Genomic DNA, 21,032 nt, shown 5'->3' with positions numbered 1-21,032 from the left:
GATTTATGATTAGTTTAGTTATGTATTTTTTGGAGGTCAAATGGCAACATTAAAAGATGTAGCGGCGGAATCGGGATTAACTGTGACAACCGTATCAAGAGTGCTGAACAACAGGGGATATATCAGCGAGGAAACACGCGAAAAAGTGCATGCGGCGATGAAGAAATTGAATTATCGCCCGAATGAGCTGGCGCGCTCACTTTCAAAGCAAAGTTCCAATACAATCGGTGTGATTGTGCCGCATATCAGTCATCCGTATTTTGCGGAAATGATTAGCAACATCGAGAATGTTGCAAGCAAAAAAGGATACAAGATTCTCTTGTGCAATTCCAAGGGGACGGATCAAAAGACAAGAGAGTACTTGGAAATGTGTACCAGCAACCGGGTGGCAGCAATTATTTTATTTTCTGCCGGCGTATCAGTGGAGGAGTTTTCGGGAAGCAACATTCCGCTGATTACGGTGGAGCGATTCCTTGAAAACGGAACCGCTTCCATCGAATGCGACAACCTGCAGGGTGGTGAGCTGGCGGCAATGCATTTGATTGAAAAAGGATGCAGCAGGCTGCTCCATATCAGTGGGGTCAGTGAGAGCAGCATGCCTGCGGATGAGCGCGCGGAAGGCTTTATGCAGATTTGCGACAAGCGCGGGATTACGCATTATGAAGTGACGACAAACCAGGAACAGTATGATCGGGAAGAATACTATGAATTACTCGAGCACACTCTGGAAACCTATCCTGATGTGGACGGAATATTTGCAAGTTCTGATGTTATCGCAGCACAGACCATTCAGGTTTGTACAAGGATGGGAATCCGTGTTCCACAGGATGTGCGAATCGTAGGATTCGATGATACCAGACTGGCAGCACTCATGCAGCCGCAGTTAACAACCATTCATCAGCCAATCAAGGAGATGGCGACGGAGGCGGTCACACTGGCACTCAACGCAGTAGAGGGCAGGGTGATTGCAAAACGGACACTTTTACCGGTCACCCTCGTGGAGCGGGAGACCACATAGCTACAGAAAAAACAGTTTTTAATGAGAAATTGAGGATTAAAAAATGAAAAAGAAATTCGATATCATAGCAATCGGCGAATTATTGATTGATATGGCACCGGGAGAAAACAGTGCGCAGGGCAATATGACCTTTGAAGCATGTCCGGGTGGGGCACCATGCAATGTGCTTGCCTTTTTACAAAAGGCAGGACACCGGACAGGATTTATCGGCAAAGTGGGAGATGACTTCCTTGGTCATATGCTCGGAGATACCATTGGCTCCCTTTCGATTGATGCAAGTCATCTCATTTACGACAGCGAGGCAAAAACCACACTGGCGTTTGTGCACCGCAAAGCAAACGGCGATCGCGATTTTTCGTTTTATCGCAAGCCGGGAGCAGATATGCTTTTGCGTGAGGATGAAATTGATGCCGATTATATCGCATCTGCAGAAATCCTGCATTTTGGAACACTTTCCATGACTTCCGAAGGTGTGCGTAAAGCAACCCAAAAGGCGGTTGCAATCGCGCAGGAAAACGGAATGCTGATCTCATTCGATCCGAATTTACGCGAACCGCTCTGGGATTCGCTGGAAGATGCCAAAACGCAGATTCGCTGGGGTATGGAACACTGTGACATTCTCAAAATTTCGGACAATGAAGTGGAATTCATGACCGGGGAACATGATATCGACTCCGGTTTTGCAAAGCTTCGGACCATGACAAGTGCCAAGGTCATCTTCATGACGCTCGGCAAAGACGGAAGTCTTGCCTGCTCCGGCGGAAATGTTGTGCGGGCTGACGGACGACCGATGGAGCATGTTGTGGATACCACCGGCGCAGGAGATACTTTCATGGCCTGCAGTCTGCATTATATCCTGACGCATCCGGTTGCAGATCTTGCCTATACCGATGCGCAGTTGCTTGATCTGTTGCGTCATGCCAATGATACCGCAGCCGAAATCACCCAGGTCAAGGGGGCTCTTAAGGTTATGCCTTCCATTGACTGGTAAACCATATGCAAATGCAAACGCCTTCTGTGATGTTACAAATCACAGGAGGCGTTTCTCATTGTTTATGTATGGAACATCAGAAAATCTAAAGGATTCTTAAGAAAATCTTAAAGACTATGGGGGAAAGGCTTTGATATAATGTGATTGCACATGGGAAGTGCATATAGAGGAAAGGTTATGTGATTATATGAAGAACAAACGAATGATGTCGAGAGCGCTTGCCGCTGTTTTGGCATGCTGTCTTGTGGCTCCGGCAATTCCGGAGACAAAAGAGGAAGCGCAGGTCTATGCTGCAGAGCAGGTTGTTCAGGCGCAGAACGAACAGGAACCGGATGATCAGAATCCGGACACGGAGAATGAAAACGAAAATGGGGATGAACGCGGTAAGGGAGCCGTTTCATTGGGGGACCAGCCTTCTATCCCGTTTGCGGAAACAAAATCCGGGAAGTTGCCACAGGCATCTGCGGGAATTGATCAGGCATATTATCTGAGTGCCGCGCGTACATCTGTCAAGAATCAGGGATCATCCAATTTCTGCTGGGCATATTCAGCTGCAGCAGCAATGGAAGCGGAATTGATTCAAAATAATGGATTTAGTGTGGCTGATGCGGCAATTTCTCCGATTCAGACTGCGTATTTTGTCTATAATCCTGCGAAAGATCCGTTTGGAACTTCGATGGGAGCAACTGAATATGTTGCAAACAGACGACTGGTCAATGAGGGCGGAAATCAGCCTCAGGTAATTTCTGCACTTGCATCCGGAATGGCAGGTACCGGTGAGGCGCGTGTTCCAATCGATAATTATTCGGAAAAATTAAAGCTTGAGGCATCAAAGGCATATACCGGAGAAATCTGGCTGAAAAAAGCAGTGATGATCAACTCGCGAGACAAAAAAGCAATGCGCGATGCGATTATTAAATATGGTGCTGTTGTCATTGCATTTGACTGTGATTCCAATTATATGGATGATACCAATGGTGCAATTTACAAGCCGGCGAATGCGGAAAATATCGACAGTGGTCATGCTGTTTGTGTGGTAGGTTGGAATGATCATTACTCACGCAACAACTTTATGGGACAAAAGCCGAAAAAGGATGGCGCGTGGATTATCAAGAACAGCTGGGGCGTGAATTATGGCAATAAGGGCTATTATTATATGTCATATGAAGACGCATTTATCTGGGATCAGGCTTATGCATATGATGTTGAGCCGGGAAAACCTTCCGATCATACCTATCAGCATGATTATGATTTCAGTAATTACGGTCCGGGAATCGGCGAAAAGAAAATGGCCAATGTCTTCCATGCACATGCAGGTGGAGACGAAGAACTGACAAAGGTCGGATTTGGACTGTACGGTGTCAATCAGAGATACAAGATTCAAATCTATACCGGATTGACAGATGAAAACAATCCTGAGAGCGGAACACTTGCGGATACCATTACAGGAAAAATGGTATTGCCGGGATATTATAACATTTCAACCAATCAGGCGATTCCAATTTCTGAGGGAGAAGCATTCTCGGTGGTTGTGGAATTGCTGGACAAGGATACATTTGATGGAAATATCATGGTTGAAGCGCTTCCGGAAAGCTATATGAATTCTGAAGCATATGCATTACGTGCGCATGGCACCATCCATGAGGGAGAAACCTTCTATTACGGATATGATTATGCGGAACCGGTTGGCGCAAGAGGACCACGTGCATTTGCAGATCAGCCGGTCGGCAATCCGGAATGGAGAGATTATTCCACTCTGTCTGATTATACGGGATATGGCAATGCTATGATTAAGGCATTTACCGATTCTGCGGAAACACCGTCTTCCGTTACCATCAACAAGCGCAATGTCGTGATTGATTCACGCAAGACCCAAAGCGTACAGCTTACAGCAAGCTGCGGAACCTATCCGATCAGATGGTCGAGCCGCAATCCGGAGGTTGCAACGGTTGATTCAAACGGAAAAGTTACGGTTGTGGGAAACGGAATTGCTACTATCGTTGCAAGAGCGACCACTGCAGGCGGCACAGTGATGACCAATGATTGCGTAATCCGTGTCAACAGAAGTCCTGCAAGTTTCAAATTAAACAAGACTGAGCTTACGTTGAATCTGGAAAAGACTTATTATCTGAAGGGCAAATATAACCTTCAGGACAGCTCTTATTATGAAGATGAGATTCAATGGACCAGTTCCAACCGTAGAGTCTGCGATGTCACAGAAGAGGGCGAGCTGATGCCGGTGAAGGCCGGAACGGCAACCATCACTGCAACGCTTGGCTCATGCACTGCAACCTGCAAGGTGACTGTGGTAAATCATTATCTGACGCATGCTCAGCAGACGGCGGCCACAGCAAATAGCATCACACTGAAATGGGATCGCGTAAAGACAATCAATTATTCCGGTTATGCAATTTACCGTTCGACTTCAAAGAACGGCAAATATAAGAAGATTGCGGATGTGAAGAAATTATCGACTGTCACTTTCACAGACAAGAATCTGAAAGCCGGAACCACATATTATTATAAAGTGACGCCGGCATATTATGAGGCCGGAATCTATCAGTATGCATACAGCGGACAGCCGAAGACCTGTGCGGTGACAAAGACGAAAGACGTTACCGTCAAGGCAAAGGCAACAGCGAAAGACAAAATCAAAATCAGCTGGACCAAGGCTGCCGGCGCAAGCGGATATTATGTCTATGCAGCAACATCCAAGAAAGGTAAATTCACAAGAATTGCAACCATCAAGGATCCGAAAACCCTTGCATATGCCTATAAGGGACTGAAAGCCGGCAAGACATATTACATAAAAGTGGTTGCTTATAAATCAAACGGAACCAAAAATTTTGCAGGTAAGGCAAGCAAAGCGGTTTCTGTAACCACAAGAAAAAAATAGCTTTTTCAAATTTCACACTTTTATCTTAGGGAATTGGCACTTTTGTGGTGCACAATTCCCTATTTTTTTATATAATAGCCTTATGAAAACAGAGATTAGAGAATTACTGGAAAAAGTGCGGAATCAGGAGATTTCCGTTGAGGAAGCGGAACTGATTTTAAAGAAAGCGCCATTTGAGGATCTGGGCTATGCAAAGGTGGATTTTCACCGGAATCTCAGGCAGGGAGAACCGGAAGTGATTTATGGAGCCGGGAAAACTGCGGAGCAGATGATAGGAATCGTGGAGGCAATGAAACAGCGCCGGGTTTCTCCGATTTTGATTACACGATTATCGGAAGAAAAGGCGAAGCTCATTGCAGAAGCACATGAAGATCTTACCTTTTTTTCGCATGCGAAAATAGGTGTGGTTGGCGAGGTGCCGGAGCCGGACGGTCTGGGAAGTGTTGTGGTTTGCACAGGCGGCACCAGTGATATTCCGGTGGCAGAGGAGGCGGCAATCACGGCTGAGGTATACGGAAACCGAGTGGAACGGCTTTATGATGTCGGCGTTGCCGGATTGCACAGACTGCTTCCGCATCTGGAGACGATTATGCAGGCAAAAGTGATTATTGCCATTGCAGGAATGGAAGGTGCGCTTGCAAGTGTGGTGGGAGGAATGGCAGACTGTCCGGTGATTGCTGTTCCGACGAGCGTGGGATATGGCGCTGCATTTGATGGACTTGCAGCACTTCTTTCCATGATGAACAGCTGCGCCAGCGGAGTGTCTGTGGTCAATATTGACAACGGATTCGGCGCGGGATATATGGCGAATATGATCAATCATATGTCATAACAAAAGGGGGCATAATGGCAAGAACAGGGGTTGTACTTTACCATCATAACGGTTCAAAAAAAGTGATTGAGGCTGTGAGGGCGGTGCTAAAAAGTATGGATGCGGATGATCATATCTATCTGGTTGATGATGCATCCACAGATGATTCGGTGGAGCGGATCATCGAAGCATTCGCGGAAGTTGAACCAATGACATTGATTCAAAATGAACAATATTTCGGTCCGGCTGCAGGACGCAATATCGGACTGTATGAAGCACAGACATCCGGGTGTGAATATTATTTCTGCCTGGATTCTTCTGTGTGTATTGCACCGGATTGCCTGAACCGGTTGGTGGGGGGGCTGCAGTCGGATGAAGAATTGGGGATTGTGGCGCCACAGCTTGGAAGTGGATGCGGATATTTGATTGATTGGAAGCGATTTCAGATGGCGTCTGTGCTGCTGACGGATTCGCAGATGGCAGGAGATGCTGTATATGTCGATGCGGTATCGGGGAATGCCATGATGATTTCGGCGGCGCTTGTGGAAACAATCGGGGGATTTCCGGAAGAATATGAGCATGCATGGTACGATATGGAATTATGCATCCGTGCAACCATGCATGGAAAGCAGGTGGCGGTTTATCCGCCGGCAAAGGCCGTCATGGCGGAAACTGTTTTGCCGGATCAATACGTGGACTGGTGTAACTGGCTGTCATTTTTCTTTGCGCATACGCCAAATGGCATGCTGGATGATTTCGCAAATGCAATCCGGAAGTGGCTGGATTCACTTTCGGGGGAGCAACAGGAACTGGCGCACAGTGCTTACCAAAAAGTATTTGAAGCACAAAAAAATAAAAGTGAGGGAGAAGGAGACTAGAAACGATGGACGGTACACAAAAATTAAAATTGAACACATGGCAGACAATTCGGGTGGGATTTGCATTTCTTGCCATTTGCGCATTCTGGCAGATGTACAACAATGTAATCCCATTGATTTTGACCAAGACATTTCATATGGATAAAAGCATATCCGGTGTGATTATGGCAGCAGATAATGTATTGGCACTGTTTCTGCTTCCGCTGTTTGGCGGTATCTCGGATCGATGCAGTACGAGAATGGGAAAGCGTAAACCGTTTATTCTCGGCGGCAGTGTCGCAGCAGTTTTTTTGATGCTGTTGATCCCGTTTTTTGACAATGCATATTTTAAAAATCCCAAGACTGTATTTGAAATTTTGTTTGTCTGTGTGCTTGGCTGTATCCTGGTGGCTATGGGCACCTACCGCAGCCCGGCGGTTGCTCTGATGCCGGATGTGACACCGAAGCCGTTGCGCAGCAAGGCCAATGCCATCATCAATCTGATGGGTGCGCTGGGTGGAATCATTTATCTTGTGATTGCAAAAGTGATGTATCCGTCTTCTAAGACACAAGGCGTGGACCATGTCGATTATCTGCCGCTGTTTCTTGTGGTTGCGGGCATTATGATTCTGTCATTGATTGTTGTCATGTTCTTTGTCAATGAGGTACAGTTAAATGCAAAAATGCTTGCCTATGAGGCCGCGCATCCGGAGGAGAATCTGGCGGTAGAGACGGAAGATAACAAGGAACAATTACCTGCGGATGTCAAGAAGAGTCTGTTGCTTCTGCTGGTGTCCATTGCCCTGTGGTTTATGGGATATAATGCGATGGAGACATGGTTTACAACCTATGCGGATGCCATGTGGAATATGGGACTGGGCGATGCTTCGCTCTGCCTGACCATTGCGACCGGTGGCGCTATTCTGTTTTATATTCCATCCGGCTTGCTTGCAGGCAGACTTGGACGACGCAAAACCATCATGGGTGGCGTACTGCTGCTGTCGGCCTGTTTCTTTGGCGGATTCGTATATACCTGTTTCTTTGATGTATTTCACAGTCCGCTGTATCTGTTATTCTTTTTGGTTGGTGTGGCATGGGCATTTATCAATGTCAATTCACTGCCGATGGTACTTGAAATGTGCAAAGGATCGGAAGTCGGACGGTTTACCGGATTTTATTATACCTTTAGCATGACCGCACAGATTGCAACACCGATTCTTGCAGGTGCATTACTTGAACATGTCAATTACATGACACTGTTTCCGTATTGTGCGATTTTTGTTTTATTATCATTTGTAACGATGCTGTTCGTGCGTCATGGAGATGCAAAGGTGCAGGCAAAGCGAGGCATCGAAGCATTCGAAGATATGGATTAGAGGGATTGATATGAATAGGAATCAAATCAAAATACTGGCACATCGAGGTGCCTCCGGTTACGCACCGGAAAATACAATGCCTTCGTTTCAAAAGGCAGTAGACCTTGGCGCAGATGGAATCGAATTGGATATCCAGATGACAAAGGACGGAGAAATCGTGGTCATGCATGACGAGACCGTCGACCGCACGACAGACGGATCCGGATGGGTCAAGGACTTTACTTTGGAGGAAATCAAACAGCTCAATGCGAATTATCAGAATCGCACGGACCCATGGAGTGGCAGCAAAGAGCAGGGCAGTATCATTTTCCCTGAATATGAATTTGTGGATGTGCCGACGATGCGGGAAGTTTTTGAACTGATTGAACCGACCGGACTGACAATCGATATTGAATTAAAGACAGGGATTGTCTTTTATCCAATCGAGGAAAAAATACTTGAGATGGCAAAAGAGTTTGAGATGGAGGACCGCGTCCTGTATTCTTCTTTTAATCATGCAAGCATCATGAAATTAAAAGAATTAAATCCATCGATTTATGCGGGATTTTTATATATGGACGGGACATTGAACATGCCGGAATATGCGAGAACGCATGGTGTGGAAGCACTGCATCCGGCATTGTACAATCTGCAATATCCGGGCTTTATCGAGGAATGCAAAGCCAATGCAATCGATATCAATGTCTGGACCGTCAATTCCAATGAACATTTGCAAATGTGCAAACAGGCCGGCGTACATTCCGTAATCACGAATTATCCGGATCTGGCGCGCGCTGTATTATATGGAGAAGAAAATGAATACGAATAATATGTTCGGTGAGGACGATTTTGCCCGCAAGATGGACGAACTGGTCAAGCCGTTTCAGAAAGCGCATTATTTGTCCGGGGACTTTCCGGGATGTGATTTCCAAAAAATACATTATACCCAGATCATTCATCCGCAGGCACGGGCTGCGATTGTCATTTCGCACGGATTTTGTGAATTCATCGGAAAGTATGACGAGATGATTTATTATTTTTATCAAATGGGTTATTCCGTCTTTTTCCCGGAACACAGAGGACATGGTTTTTCTTATCGCTCCACAGAAGATTTGGACAAGGTGGATGCCATCCGCTTCTATGATTATGTGGATGATTTGAAATGCTTTCTAGACATGGTGGTCAGACCGAATTGCCCGAATCTGCCGTTGTACCTGTATGGACATTCGATGGGCGGTGCGATTGCTGCAGCTTTTTTAGAAGAATATCCGGGATATTTTAAAGCTGCTATTTTGAGCTCGCCGATGATGCAGATGACACTGGGCAAATTCCCGGAATGGGCAGTTCGTCTGCTGGCTGCGTATAAGCTCTTTCGCAAAAAGGGGGAGGATTATATCATGGGCAGCCATGGCTTTGATGGAATCGATATTTTTGAGAAGAGCTCATCACTGTCGCGTGCCCGCTATGAATATGTGATGGACATGAGACGCGCGGTGAAGCAATATCGCACTTATGGAGGAACATATCGATGGATTGCAACTTCTCTTCGTGCACAAAAGAAAATCATCAAAAAAGCCGGCCGGATTCAGATTCCTGTGCTTTTATTCCAGGCCGGACTTGATTATAAGGTGCAACCGCGCGGACAGGAAAAATTCGCGCAAAGGGCGCAGATCGCGATTCATCGCTATCCGCAATCAAAGCATGAAATTTTTAATGCAACAACGGAAATGAGGAAACAGTATTATGACGAAATCTTTCGTTTTTGGGAGCAACAGGAAAATTAAGATCATCGCAGGGCTGCTCGCCGGAATTATGTTGACAGGCTGCGGGGCATCCGCAACCGGTCAGTCACAGACGACCGAAAAAGGAACCGAAGTGGAGGCAAATGCTCCTGCATGGCAAAAGTATGCGGATGATCCGATTACGCTGGACTGGTATGTCAACTATTCCTGGTTTGTGACAGGATGGGGAGAGAATCTGGTATCAAAAAAGATTACAGAGGAGACCGGTGTCTCCCTTAATTTTATTACGCCACTTGGCACGGAAGAAGAAAAATTAAATGCTTTGATTTCATCGGATACCTTGCCGGATGTGATTACGCTTGGCTGGTGGGAACCGCAATACCTGGACATGATTCGAAACGGTCAGGTCTATGCGCTCAATGAGCTCGCCGACCAATATGATCCATATTTTTATCAGGTGGCAGATTCGCAGGTGGTGGACTGGTTTACCATGCCGGATGGCAATGTCTATGGTTATCCGAATTCAAGCATTACGCCACAGGATGTTGAGGAAAATGACAATATTACATCCAACCAGACTTTTTTGGTGCGAAAAGACATTTATGAGGCAATCGGAAGCCCGGACATGTCGACCCCCGAGGGCTTTCATAATGCTGTAAAAAAAGCAGCGCAAATGTTCCCGGAAGTGGACGGAAAGGATTTGATTCCGGTCGGTGCACATGTTTTTAACGAGACCGGATGCACTTCATTCGATCAGTATCTTTTGAATTTCCTGGCAGTTCCGTATGAGAAAGACGGACAATATTATGACCGTTATTCAGATCCTGAATATCATATCTGGCTTAAGATGTTTCGCCAGATGTATCAGGAAGGCTATTTGAAAGACGATATTTTTGTGGATTCGCGAATCCAGACCAGTGAGAAATTGTCGGAGGGCAGATATTTTTGCCTGATGTATCAGTGGACAGATGTGCAGGATCAGCAAAAGATTCTATACTCCAAGGATCCGAATTCCATCTATATCGCAGTGGAAGGCCCGCGCAATTCCAAACGAGACGATCCGATTCTGGCGACGGGTGGCATCAACGGATGGACCGTCACTTTGGTTTCAAAAAATTGTGAGCACCCGGAGCGCGCAATCGCATTTATCGACTATCTGCTCAGCGAGTATGGTCAGATGCGCACGAGCCTTGGCGTGGAAGGTGAGACCTATGATATCATCGACGGTAAATATGTGGTACGCCCGGATGTGCAGAAACTGCTGAATACAGATCGCGAAAAATATGACAAATTGTATGGTGCGGCATCAACCTACTGGATGCTGCAGGATACGATTATGGAAAAGAAATGGACAAGTGGATTTCAGGAACCGATTAAGCAGATGGCAGACTGGACGATGCAATATGCGACCTACCTCGGCCAGTATGATATTTTTGTGGACAGTGAATCAGAGGTCGGACTGGCAAAAGAACGCACGGACAAGCTGTGGGGTGTGACCATCAAACAATTGCTTCTGGCAGAGTCGGATGAAGAATTTGATGAGATTTTTGAACAGTATCGCAAAGAACGTGACAAGATGGGCTGGAGCCTTCTGATGGAGGAAAGTACCAGACAGATGAACGAGAACAAAAAACGATTGGGAATGGAGTAGTATATGATCAGACAATTCCGTGAATGGGTGAGCGGATTGAAACTTAATATTAAATTTACCATCGTGATTCTCGTGATTACGGCAATCCCGATTGGAATTCTTGCCGGATTACTGTTTCGAAATATGGAAATTGATACCATTAAGGAACATTCCCATTACATGGAATACAAGATGGATCAGGCACGAAATGCCATTGGAACCGGCTTGGATTCCATTAACATGTCGACACAGTTTTTTCTCTCGGACGAGGAGATGAAGGATGTACTGAATCGTGCATATCTCGGGGAAAAACTGTCTACCAAAGAACTGATTGACTTTCAAAAGACAGATGTCACCAATCTGGAACGACTGGTATACAACAACCCGTTACTGTATGCGGTGCGTGTCTATTCTGTGACAGATAATGTGCAGGAAGTGATGCCGATTCTTTATAATGCAGAGCGCATGCAAAATCTCGCATGGAGCAAAGAGGCAAGGATCGAAGGATGGCATTTCGGATATTATGATACGGCATTCTCTTCGCTGACCACCAGTCAGGATGAACAGATTATGTCCTGCATCACCAAAATTGAGGACCATGACAACGGCCATATCGGCTATATTGAGGCTGCCGTTGGAATGGAGACGATGTTTTCCTGCCTGTATGATGAGAACGAAAGTGAGTTCAGCTGTTTCGTGGATTCCAATCACCGTCTCTATTTTGGAGAACAGCAGACAGATGAGTATAAGCAGATTATGCGCACAATTTTAGACGAGTATGAAGGTACACAGGAACCTGTTCATTATCGGAAAGAAGCCGGACGCCATTTGATTATTACCGTGCTCTCAGTGGATGAGTTCGGTGGAAAGCTGATTCAGGTTGAGGATATTACAGATCCAATCCATCGTGTATATGAGCAGCGCAATGTCTTTGTACTGTCCATGATTTTGGCACTTGCATTGCTGACGGTGATTATCAATCTGCTGGTTCGCTTGATGTTGCGTCAGCTTTATATTATTATGAACGAGATGCGCCGCGTTTCCAAAGGCGAGATGGATACCCGTATCATTCGTCAGACCAATGACGAGATGGGCGAGCTGGGAACACAGCTTAATATGATGCTCGACCGGATTCAGGTGCTGAATCAGGAGAACATTGACAGAGAGATTCTCGTGAAAAATTCTGAGATTCGTGCGCTGCAAAATCAGATCAATGCGCATTTTATTTATAATGTTCTTGAGTCTATCAAGATGATGGCCGAGATTGACGAAGAATATGAAATCAGCGACGCGATTACTGCACTTGGCAAATTGTTGCGCTATAGTATGCGCTGGGTATCGGGCAATGTCAGCTTAAGAGAAGAACTAGAATATATCAAGAGCTATCTGGTTTTGATCAACCTGCGATATGATTTTACTGTATTTTTGTCTTTGAATTTGCACGAGTCGATGATGAATCAGGAATTGCCGAAGATGTCTTTGCAACCGATTGTCGAGAACGCTGTCCTGCATGGAATCGAGCCTATGGCGGAAGATGCGACCATCTATATCAAAGGATGGTACGAGGGCGATGACTGCGTGATTGAGATTACGGATGCCGGAAGCGGCATGACAGAAGATGAATTTATCGCATTGCAGAAGCGGATGGATCAGGCTGTCGAACCGACCGGCGGCACGAGTAAGAGTAACGGTATCGGTTTGAAAAATGTGCATGACCGTATTCAGATGGCATTTGGCAAAAATTATGGATTGACATTTGCAACCAAACTGGGTTGTTATACAAAAGTGGCGGTACGCATTCCCAAAAGACAGGCTTTACAAAACAGCGCAACCGATCGGGAAGCAATTATACGTGCAGCGCAAAACTCGGATGAAACGAGGGAGGAAAAACAGTGAAGACGATATTGATTGTCGAAGATGAGAAATTGATCCGACAAGGCATAAAGACGATGATTCAGCGAAGTGGAGTTCCGGTGGAAGTCATCATGGAATGTTCCAACGGAGAATCAGCGCTCGAAGTGGTGCGTGAACAGGATATTGATGTGATGTTTACGGATATTCGTATGCCAAAGATGGATGGAATCGAATTGGTGCGCCGGATTCACGAAGAAGTTGACAATCCTCCGATTATTGTGGCAATCAGCGGATATGATGACTTTTCCTATGCAGTGGAGATGATGCGTAATGGTGTCCGCGAATATATCTTAAAGCCGGTGGAACGAGAAAAAATCGTAGAAGTCTTAACGATGTTAGAGCGCGAGATTACACAGCGCCAGGAACATTATCACAAAGAACGCAAAATCGGAATCGCACAGATTCGGCATATTATCACCGATGAAGTGACGGAAGACGAAATGACGCTTCTGATTCAAAAATACGAGAAAGCCTTTTGGCAAAACGGATATTTTGTATTATGTGCAGGACGCGATTGCGAAATCGAGGATAGCCAGTCATACTATCTGGTTCCGGAGATGGAGGAAGGCACAGTTGTGGTAGTGCCGGAGGACACATTGGATGTGTTCCTGAAAAGTGAGATGGACGACCGCTCTGTCGGTATTAGCCGGAAGCATTTCGGAATCGTTGAATTAAAGAATGCATATGAAGAGGCAAAAAAAGCACGTGCATATGCTTATTGCGCAGGTAATCAGAGTAAGATTACATATGACGATGTATTGACACAGCCACAGATACGCCCGGAATTAAAAGAGTCGGGTGACAAATTTATGACAGAGACATCACGCATGCAAAGACTGCAATTGATCGGAACCGAAAAGACCGATGAACTGACGGCATTGTGGGATCGCTTCTTCCTCACGGTGCATCGTGGATATATTCAAATGGCAGATTTCAATCGGGAAATGACAATGTTCCTTTCGCAGGCAAAGGAGTTTTATCGGAATTCTTTTCGGGAGGAGGACGAGGAGGCATTCAGTCGCCTGCGTCAGGTGATGTGTTATGAGAATCTGGATGAATTTGAAGAAGAATTTTCATCATGGATGATTTCGTTCCACGAGCGGATTCATCAGACGCAGGATATGGATTCCAACCAGCAAAAGATTGCACAGGCAGTCGATTATATCAAGAATCATTTTCGAAAAGATTTGAATATGGCTGTGGTTTCCAACGAAATTTCGATGAACTATACCATGTTTTCTTATTCATTCAAACAATATACAGGAAAGAATTTCAAAGATTTCATGAAAGAAGTGCGTATGGGAGAAGCACGCAGACTGCTTGAAGAAACGGATATGCGTATCACAGACATCGGGGAATATGTCGGATATGAAAATGAAAAGACATTCCTGAAGGTATTTCGCCAATGTTGTGGGGTATCGCCAAGTGAATATCGCAAAAATGTTCTGCGCTGATTGGCGCAGATAAGTTAGAAGCCCACCGCTTAGTGTTAAGCGGTGGGCTTGTGTTTGCTTGAATTTCGTGCTTTTTAGCGAAGAATTGTTTTGTTTTTTGAGCGCTTTTGCGCATACATTTTTTCATCTGCACAATCAAATGCAGCATCAATGGCAGATTGCGTAATGCCTTTGACAAACGGGATGGTATGTGCGCCACTGGAAATTGAAATGGTATATGGCTTACTGCTTAAGGCATTAAAATTGGAGAGGTAATGCATTACATTCTCGATAAAAGCATCGCCTCGTTCCGGCTTTGTGCCATGCAATAAAATATAAAATTCGTCACCGCTGAAACGCGCACCGATATCATCGGATTCACAGGCCTGCTGAATCGCCTGACCAATTGTGCGAATCGCAAAATCTCCCTCCGTATGCCCAAACTGGTCATTGATGGATTTCAGAAGATCCATATCCATCAGAACTGCAATGAGACAGTCGCCTTCTTTGCAGTGATCAAAGAGAATCTGCTCCTGCTGAATAAACCCGTGGTGGTTGTTCAGTCCGGTCAAAGTATCACGCAGATAGACGGACTCGAGATGCTTTGCAAGCGCCTGTGTATGCTTGGCTTCACACAGATTTTGAAGCAATGCTGTGATATTCATCAGCCATTGCACGAGCTTAAACTGAAATCCCATGCGGTTATCGGCGAAGGACATTGCCAGATAGCCAAAAACATGATTTTCGAAAAAGAGCGGACAAACCACATAGGATGAGGTTTGATTCTTCTGCAGATAGTCAGGCAAAAGTGAGGTTTTCGAAAATGAACATTCCGGCAGGCGTTTTCCATCGCGCAGTGCAAGTTTTAGCAGCAGGGTATCATTGTCAATGCCCGACAAATCATAATCCGGATCGTTTTCTTCTGCCAGAGAAAGCGCACTGCTTGTGACATTATCCCAATCATTGTAAAGACACAGGTAAAATTCTTTGCATCCATCGATATAGTTGACATATTCTTCGAGCAGATCCATTCCCGCGTCGAGATCGGTCACATGCGAAAAATCTGCCGCCATTTTCATGGAGGTAAACATGGAATTTTCCAGATTGCGAATCCGTGAATTGAGGGCATTGTCATACTTGAATCCCAGCGCATTGCGATGATAACTGCAGCCGCACGAACCACCGTATACCGGTTCCGCAAATACAGTGGTGGATTGCTCTGCATTGGCTTTTCCCTGTTTCATCAACAAATCCACGGCAGCGATTCCGACCTGATATGTCGGAAATGTGACAGTCGTCAGCGGCGGTGTAATATTTTGCCCCTGCTCCGAACTGTCGCATCCGGTGATTGCAAAATCTTTTGGTACTTCGAGCCCATGATCATGCGCAAGTGTCCAAAATCGCAGTGCAACCTCATCGTTGTAGCAAACAACGGCTTCAAATTGTCCCTCACGGAATTGCTGAAAGGCTTCTTCATATCCGGCAGAATCATCTAATCCGCACAGATGATAAATCATCCATGATTCCACCGGCAACTGATTGCGACCCATTGTTGTTTCAAAGGCTTTTTGGCGCTGCCGTGAAAAATAATTATCTTCTTCGATTCCCAGATAACAGATACGTTTCAGCTGATGGGCACTGATCAAATGCTCTGTCAGTGTTCCGGCCGTGCGATTGTTTTCCATACATACCACCGGAAATTCTGTCGGACTTTCTGTGACTTCCACAACAGGACAATCTTTTTGTTTTAACAATTTTCTGCGGATTTTATCGCGTAAAACAGGCGAGAAATATGTACCTGACGCGAAAATGATACCGGCGAGATCCGTGAAATTCGGAATACTCAAAATACTGGTCTCGCCTTTGGAGTAATCACCCAAATCCTCCCCATCGTTTGTGGCATAAATCTCGGCACGATATCCATATTCCTGTGCCTGTTCCACCACACCCTGACATAGATTGGTCTGATACTCACCATAAATATGCGAAATAAATAAAGCAATTTTTTTCTTTTGATACATAAAACCCTCTCCCGCATTTCCGTATCGTCGGAAACTATCATCTATTATACCCTCGTAGTTTTCCTACATCAAGCCTCCCTGCCAAAAAGTTCCCATTCACAGCATGTACTACAGTAGCATCCTCGCCCCATGCCCCCGGTAACCCCTTCACATTTTGCGAATATTTAAGGTTTTCAATATGCAAAAGGCGAGCATCACTCATGTGTCTTTTGATGAATGAACGATTTTGGAAAAAGGTTTATGAAGTGGCGGACACTTAATTTATTGATATTATGTACTCCTCAGTCTAAGGGATACCCGGGTTCAGACTCCGTTTGCCAAGTGAAATGACAAAATGAGTTTTGTGTTTATAGGCACCATGCATTACGCAACGTCGTGTTGCAATCGCATTTGCGCCGCCTTCCGTGGCGGCGCATGCCTATAAACATCAAAACTCATTTTTATTTCACTAGGGCGCACTCCAATTCACCCGGGTATCCTTTAGATGAGAAGTACATATACGAAAGTTTTGTGTGTCCGCCAGCTATAAAACTTTTTTCAAAATTGTACAGGCATTCAAAAAACACATGAAAATCAGGATGCAAGCTTTTGCATATATGAAAACCAAAATATTCTTGCAAAGTGAAGGGCGTACCGGGGGCATGGGGTGAGGATGCCTAAAAAATACAGACTGTGAATGGGAACCTCAAAAATTGATGCGGGGGTAGGAATGTATGGAAAAATCGGGTATAATAAGATGATTGTCAGTAGAATGAGGAGCATAAAAGATGGCATTTGCACATTTGCATACACATACAGAGTTTTCGCTGTTGGATGGTTCGAACAAAATTAAGGATTATGTGGCAAGAGTCAAGGAATTGGGAATGACGAGCGCTGCAATTACGGACCATGGCAATATGTATGGCGTTATACAATTTTATAAAGAGGCAAAGGCGCAGGGAATCAATCCGGTCATTGGATGCGAAATTTATGTGTCGCCCGGATCGAGATTTGACCGTGAACTGGGCGCCGGAGATGACAGATATTATCATCTGGTACTGCTGGCAGAGAATAATACGGGTTATGCCAATCTGATGAAGATCGTTTCGATTGGATTTACAGAAGGGTATTATTATAAGCCGCGTGTGGATTTTGAGACACTCGAGAAATATCACGAGGGTCTGATTGCGCTGTCCGCATGTCTGGCAGGTGAGATTCCGAGAAATCTGGTGCGCGGTTTTTATGAAGAGGCGAAAGCAGTTGCACAGAAATATCGGGATTGTTTTGGGAAAGATCATTTTTATCTGGAATTGCAGGATCATGGTATTTCGGATCAAAAGAGAATTAATCCGCTGCTGGTGCGCATGAGCCAGGAGCTTGGAATTGATCTGGTATGTACGAACGACTGTCATTATACGAATGCGGAGGATGCAACGGCTCATGATGTGCTGCTTTGTATTCAGACGGGAAAGCTGGTATCGGACGAGGACCGCATGCGCTATGACGGCGGACAGTATTATGTCAAGAGCGAGGCAGAGATGCGTCAGCTCTTTCCTTATGCGCAGCAGGCAGTTGACAATACGGACCGGATTGCACAGCGCTGTCGGGTCGAAATTGAATTTGGTAATTACAAGATTCCGAAATATGAAATCCCGGCAGGATATGAGAGCGCATGGGAATTCCTGAATGCACTGTGTGAAAAGGGATTTGACGAGAAATATCGCAATACCGGGGAATATACTCCGGAGCAATGCGAACAGATTTATAAAGATATGCAATACGAGCTTGGCGTTATCCAAAAGATGGGATTCGTCGAGTATATTTTGATTGTCTGGGATTATATCAACTGGGCGCGCACGCATGACTGCTGGGTTGGACCGGGCCGTGGATCTGCAGCGGGCAGCCGTGTATGTTATTGCACCGGAATTACAAATATCGATCCGGTTCGATATCGGTTGCTGTTTGAACGTTTCCTGAATCCGGAGCGTGTATCCATGCCGGATATTGATGTGGACTTTGAGTATGCGGAGCGCTATCGTGCAATCGAATATGTGCAGGAAAAATACGGACAGGATTCGGTGACACAGATTGTAACCTTTGGTACGATGGCTGCGCGCGGTGTCATCAAATCGGTTGGAAAAGCATTGGATTTTCCGTATTCGGAGACGGACAGGCTGGCCAAGATGGTACCGATGGAGCTCAATATTACCATCGAAAAAGCCTTGCAGATGAATCCGGAATTGCGCGGAATCTATGAATCAGATCCACAGATTCACGACATGATTGAGATGTGCAAGCGCCTTGAAGGCCTGCCAAACCATACCTCCGTACATGCAGCCGGCGTGGTGATTTATCCGGGTATCGCAAGCGATTATGTGCCGTTGGGACGCGCAAATGACGGCAGTCCGACTGCGGAATATAATATGGTACAGCTCGAAGAACTCGGTTTGCTCAAGATGGATTTTCTGGGACTTCGTACGCTGACCGTGCTTAAGGATGCAGTCAAGAATGTAAAGCAGTCGAGGGGCATTGAGATTGACATCGATCATATTGATTTTAATGATAAAGCGACATTGGATTTCATTGGAACGGGAAAGACCGCCGGTGTCTTTCAGTTAGAATCCGGCGGAATGCAGAACTTTATGAAGGAATTAAAACCGCAGAGCTTCGAGGATATCGTGGCAGGTATTTCGCTTTATCGCCCGGGCCCAATGGATTTTATTCCGGATTATATTCGCGGTAAGAACAGCGGGGAAGAAGTGGTTTATGCAACTCCGATGCTCAAACCGATTCTTGAGCCGACATACGGCTGTATTGTATATCAGGAACAGGTTATGCAGATTGTACAGCAGCTTGCGGGATATACCATGGGACAGGCGGACAATATCCGCCGTGCGATGAGCAAGAAAAAGAAATATGTCATCGATGAGGAGCGCGAATATTTCGTACATGGAAGCGAAGAACGCAAAATCAAGGGATGTGTCAACAACGGAATCCCGGAGGATGTTGCAAACGGCATCTACGATCGCATGCTCAGTTTTGCCGCATATGCATTTAACAAATCGCATGCGGCTGCTTATGCTGTCATCAGTATGCAGACAGCATGGCTGAAGAATTATTATCCGGTGGAATATATGGCAGCGCTGATGACCTCAGTGATTGACAATTCCACCAAATTGGCTGAGTATCTTGCGCAGACGCGCGAAATGGGAATTCAGGTACTGCCACCGGATATCAATCGCGGAACCGGAGAATTCTCGGCAGAAAACGGTGCCGTGCGATATGGACTGTATGCAATCCGAAGTCTCGGCCGACCGGTTATCGATGCCATTTTGCAGGAGCGCGAAAATGGTGGCGAATACAGGACTTTGCAGGATTTTGTGCGTCGTGTGACAGGACGTGATATCAATAAGCGCGCGGTGGAAAACCTGATCAAAGCCGGTGCATGCGACAGTCTCGACGGTACGAGAAAGCAGATGATTACCATTCATGCACAGCTGATTGATACCATTAACCGTGAAAAGAAAGATTCTCTTAGCGGCCAGATGAGCCTGTTTGATTTGGTGGATGAGGATTCAAAAAAAGAATTTGAAATTCGTTATCCGGATGTCGGAGAATTTGATAAAGAAATTATGCTCGGGTTTGAAAAGGAAGTGCTCGGCATCTATTTGAGTGGACATCCACTCGAGGAATATATGGAAAAGATGCACGACCATGTGACCGCACAGGCAACCGATTTTATGGTGGACGAAGACACCCATACGACGAAAGTGCACGACGGTGAATATGTGACAATCGGCGGCATGATTACGGAACGAACCGAGAAATATACCAAGCGCAATCAGGCAATGGGCATTTTTACAGTCGAAGATTTGTCAGGTTCTGTGGAAGTGCTTGCATTTTCAAGAGTATATGAGAATTATAAATCCTTTATCCAGACGGATGCGAAGGTATTTGTCCGAGGTCGCGTCTCGGCGGAGGATGAGGAAAACGGGAAACTGATCTGCGATCGCATCGTCCCGTTTGAAGATACGCAAAAGGAACTTTGGCTTCGCTTTGCGACACTTGGGGAATACGAGCAAAAAGCGTCAGAACTTGAAACAATGCTTGCCGGTTCGGACGGCAATGACCAGGTGATTATCTATATTGCGGCGGATAAGGCAATCAAGCGCATGGGACGGCGAATGACAGTCAAGGCAAACGGAGACCTTGAGGCGATGCTGCTTTCGATTCTCCCGAGAGAAGACATTGTCATAAAAGAAAAAGCAATGTCATAATTCACAGTCTGTTTTATGATAAACATCCTCAGTCCATAAACCCGGTAACCCTTCACTTTGCAAGAATATTTTGGTTTTCATATATGCAAAAGCTCGCATCCTGATTAC

At 45.6% G+C, this 21,032-nt stretch carries 13 protein-coding genes; 12 read left to right on the top strand and 1 reads right to left on the bottom strand.

Annotated elements, in window-relative coordinates; all coding sequences use genetic code 11:
* Positions 1 to 40 precede the first annotated feature (40 nt).
* The 11 genes from CSX02_RS05450 to CSX02_RS05400 all read left to right on the top strand — a co-directional run bounded on the left by CSX02_RS05450 (position 41) and on the right by CSX02_RS05400 (position 14,668).
* The gene (locus tag CSX02_RS05450; RefSeq protein WP_099385915.1) at positions 41 to 1,018 is read left to right on the top strand and encodes a LacI family DNA-binding transcriptional regulator; all 978 of its coding nucleotides are present in this window, start codon (positions 41 to 43) and stop codon (positions 1,016 to 1,018) included.
* Between the two features lie 43 nt (positions 1,019 to 1,061).
* The gene (locus CSX02_RS05445; protein ID WP_099385914.1) at positions 1,062 to 2,009 is read left to right on the top strand and encodes a carbohydrate kinase family protein; all 948 of its coding nucleotides are present in this window, start codon (positions 1,062 to 1,064) and stop codon (positions 2,007 to 2,009) included.
* Positions 2,010 to 2,196: 187 nt separating this feature from the next.
* Positions 2,197 to 4,905, top strand: coding sequence for a C1 family peptidase (locus tag CSX02_RS05440; RefSeq protein ID WP_099385913.1), 2,709 nt, complete (start codon positions 2,197 to 2,199; stop codon positions 4,903 to 4,905).
* Positions 4,906 to 4,987: 82 nt separating this feature from the next.
* Complete coding sequence (gene larB, locus CSX02_RS05435; RefSeq protein WP_099385912.1) at positions 4,988 to 5,737, top strand: nickel pincer cofactor biosynthesis protein LarB; 750 nt, start codon at positions 4,988 to 4,990, stop codon at positions 5,735 to 5,737.
* 14 nt (positions 5,738 to 5,751) lie between these two features.
* Positions 5,752 to 6,594, top strand: coding sequence for a glycosyltransferase family 2 protein (locus CSX02_RS05430; protein ID WP_099385911.1), 843 nt, complete (start codon positions 5,752 to 5,754; stop codon positions 6,592 to 6,594).
* 5 nt (positions 6,595 to 6,599) lie between these two features.
* Positions 6,600 to 7,949 carry an MFS transporter gene (locus CSX02_RS05425; RefSeq protein ID WP_099385910.1) on the top strand — a complete coding sequence of 450 codons (1,350 nt, stop codon included), beginning with the start codon at positions 6,600 to 6,602 and terminating at the stop codon, positions 7,947 to 7,949.
* A gap of 10 nt (positions 7,950 to 7,959) precedes the next feature.
* Positions 7,960 to 8,757, top strand: coding sequence for a glycerophosphodiester phosphodiesterase (locus tag CSX02_RS05420; RefSeq protein WP_031545013.1), 798 nt, complete (start codon positions 7,960 to 7,962; stop codon positions 8,755 to 8,757).
* The gene (locus tag CSX02_RS05415) at positions 8,744 to 9,712 is read left to right on the top strand and encodes an alpha/beta hydrolase (RefSeq protein WP_189281367.1); all 969 of its coding nucleotides are present in this window, start codon (positions 8,744 to 8,746) and stop codon (positions 9,710 to 9,712) included. The genes CSX02_RS05420 and CSX02_RS05415 overlap by 14 nt, the downstream gene beginning before the upstream one ends.
* Positions 9,672 to 11,321, top strand: a complete 1,650-nt coding sequence (locus CSX02_RS05410) for an extracellular solute-binding protein (RefSeq protein ID WP_099385908.1) — start codon at positions 9,672 to 9,674, stop codon at positions 11,319 to 11,321. The genes CSX02_RS05415 and CSX02_RS05410 overlap by 41 nt, the downstream gene beginning before the upstream one ends.
* Before the next feature lie 3 nt (positions 11,322 to 11,324).
* On the top strand, positions 11,325 to 13,196 hold the full coding sequence (locus CSX02_RS05405) for a sensor histidine kinase (protein ID WP_099385907.1): 1,872 nt from the start codon (positions 11,325 to 11,327) through the stop codon (positions 13,194 to 13,196).
* Positions 13,193 to 14,668 (top strand): response regulator transcription factor, encoded by a 1,476-nt coding sequence (locus tag CSX02_RS05400; RefSeq protein WP_031545019.1) that lies wholly within the window; start codon positions 13,193 to 13,195, stop codon positions 14,666 to 14,668. The genes CSX02_RS05405 and CSX02_RS05400 overlap by 4 nt, the downstream gene beginning before the upstream one ends.
* Before the next feature lie 74 nt (positions 14,669 to 14,742).
* On the opposite strand, the gene CSX02_RS05395 is transcribed toward CSX02_RS05400, so the two are convergent.
* Positions 14,743 to 16,668: a diguanylate cyclase domain-containing protein gene (locus CSX02_RS05395; RefSeq protein ID WP_099385906.1), complete on the bottom strand. Its 1,926-nt coding sequence runs from the start codon at positions 16,666 to 16,668 to the stop codon at positions 14,743 to 14,745.
* A 767-nt stretch (positions 16,669 to 17,435) separates the two neighbouring features.
* Here CSX02_RS05395 and CSX02_RS05390 point away from each other — a divergent pair.
* Positions 17,436 to 20,924 carry a DNA polymerase III subunit alpha gene (locus tag CSX02_RS05390; RefSeq protein WP_099385905.1) on the top strand — a complete coding sequence of 1,163 codons (3,489 nt, stop codon included), beginning with the start codon at positions 17,436 to 17,438 and terminating at the stop codon, positions 20,922 to 20,924.
* Positions 20,925 to 21,032: the final 108 nt, after the last annotated feature.

The organism is Agathobacter ruminis (genome assembly GCF_002735305.1).
In the GTDB taxonomy this organism is placed as follows: Bacteria; Bacillota; Clostridia; order Lachnospirales; family Lachnospiraceae; genus Roseburia; species Roseburia ruminis.
The sequence above is the reverse complement of the archived record's forward strand: the minus strand, read 5'-3'. Positions and strand labels throughout refer to the sequence as shown.

Bases quoted from the DNA above. Each gene is read 5' to 3' on its own strand.
- CSX02_RS05415 (WP_189281367.1), top strand. From the start codon at position 8,744: ATGAATACGAATAATATGTTCGGTGAGGACGATTTTGCCCGCAAGATG.
- CSX02_RS05425 (WP_099385910.1), top strand. From the start codon at position 6,600: ATGGACGGTACACAAAAATTAAAATTGAACACATGGCAGACAATTCGG.
- CSX02_RS05440 (WP_099385913.1), top strand. From the start codon at position 2,197: ATGAAGAACAAACGAATGATGTCGAGAGCGCTTGCCGCTGTTTTGGCA.
- CSX02_RS05410 (WP_099385908.1), top strand. From the start codon at position 9,672: ATGACGAAATCTTTCGTTTTTGGGAGCAACAGGAAAATTAAGATCATC.
- larB (WP_099385912.1), top strand. From the start codon at position 4,988: ATGAAAACAGAGATTAGAGAATTACTGGAAAAAGTGCGGAATCAGGAG.
- CSX02_RS05445 (WP_099385914.1), top strand. From the start codon at position 1,062: ATGAAAAAGAAATTCGATATCATAGCAATCGGCGAATTATTGATTGAT.
- CSX02_RS05430 (WP_099385911.1), top strand. From the start codon at position 5,752: ATGGCAAGAACAGGGGTTGTACTTTACCATCATAACGGTTCAAAAAAA.
- CSX02_RS05405 (WP_099385907.1), top strand. From the start codon at position 11,325: ATGATCAGACAATTCCGTGAATGGGTGAGCGGATTGAAACTTAATATT.
- CSX02_RS05420 (WP_031545013.1), top strand. From the start codon at position 7,960: ATGAATAGGAATCAAATCAAAATACTGGCACATCGAGGTGCCTCCGGT.
- CSX02_RS05395 (WP_099385906.1), bottom strand. From the start codon at position 16,668: ATGTATCAAAAGAAAAAAATTGCTTTATTTATTTCGCATATTTATGGT.
- CSX02_RS05390 (WP_099385905.1), top strand. From the start codon at position 17,436: ATGGCATTTGCACATTTGCATACACATACAGAGTTTTCGCTGTTGGAT.
- CSX02_RS05450 (WP_099385915.1), top strand. From the start codon at position 41: ATGGCAACATTAAAAGATGTAGCGGCGGAATCGGGATTAACTGTGACA.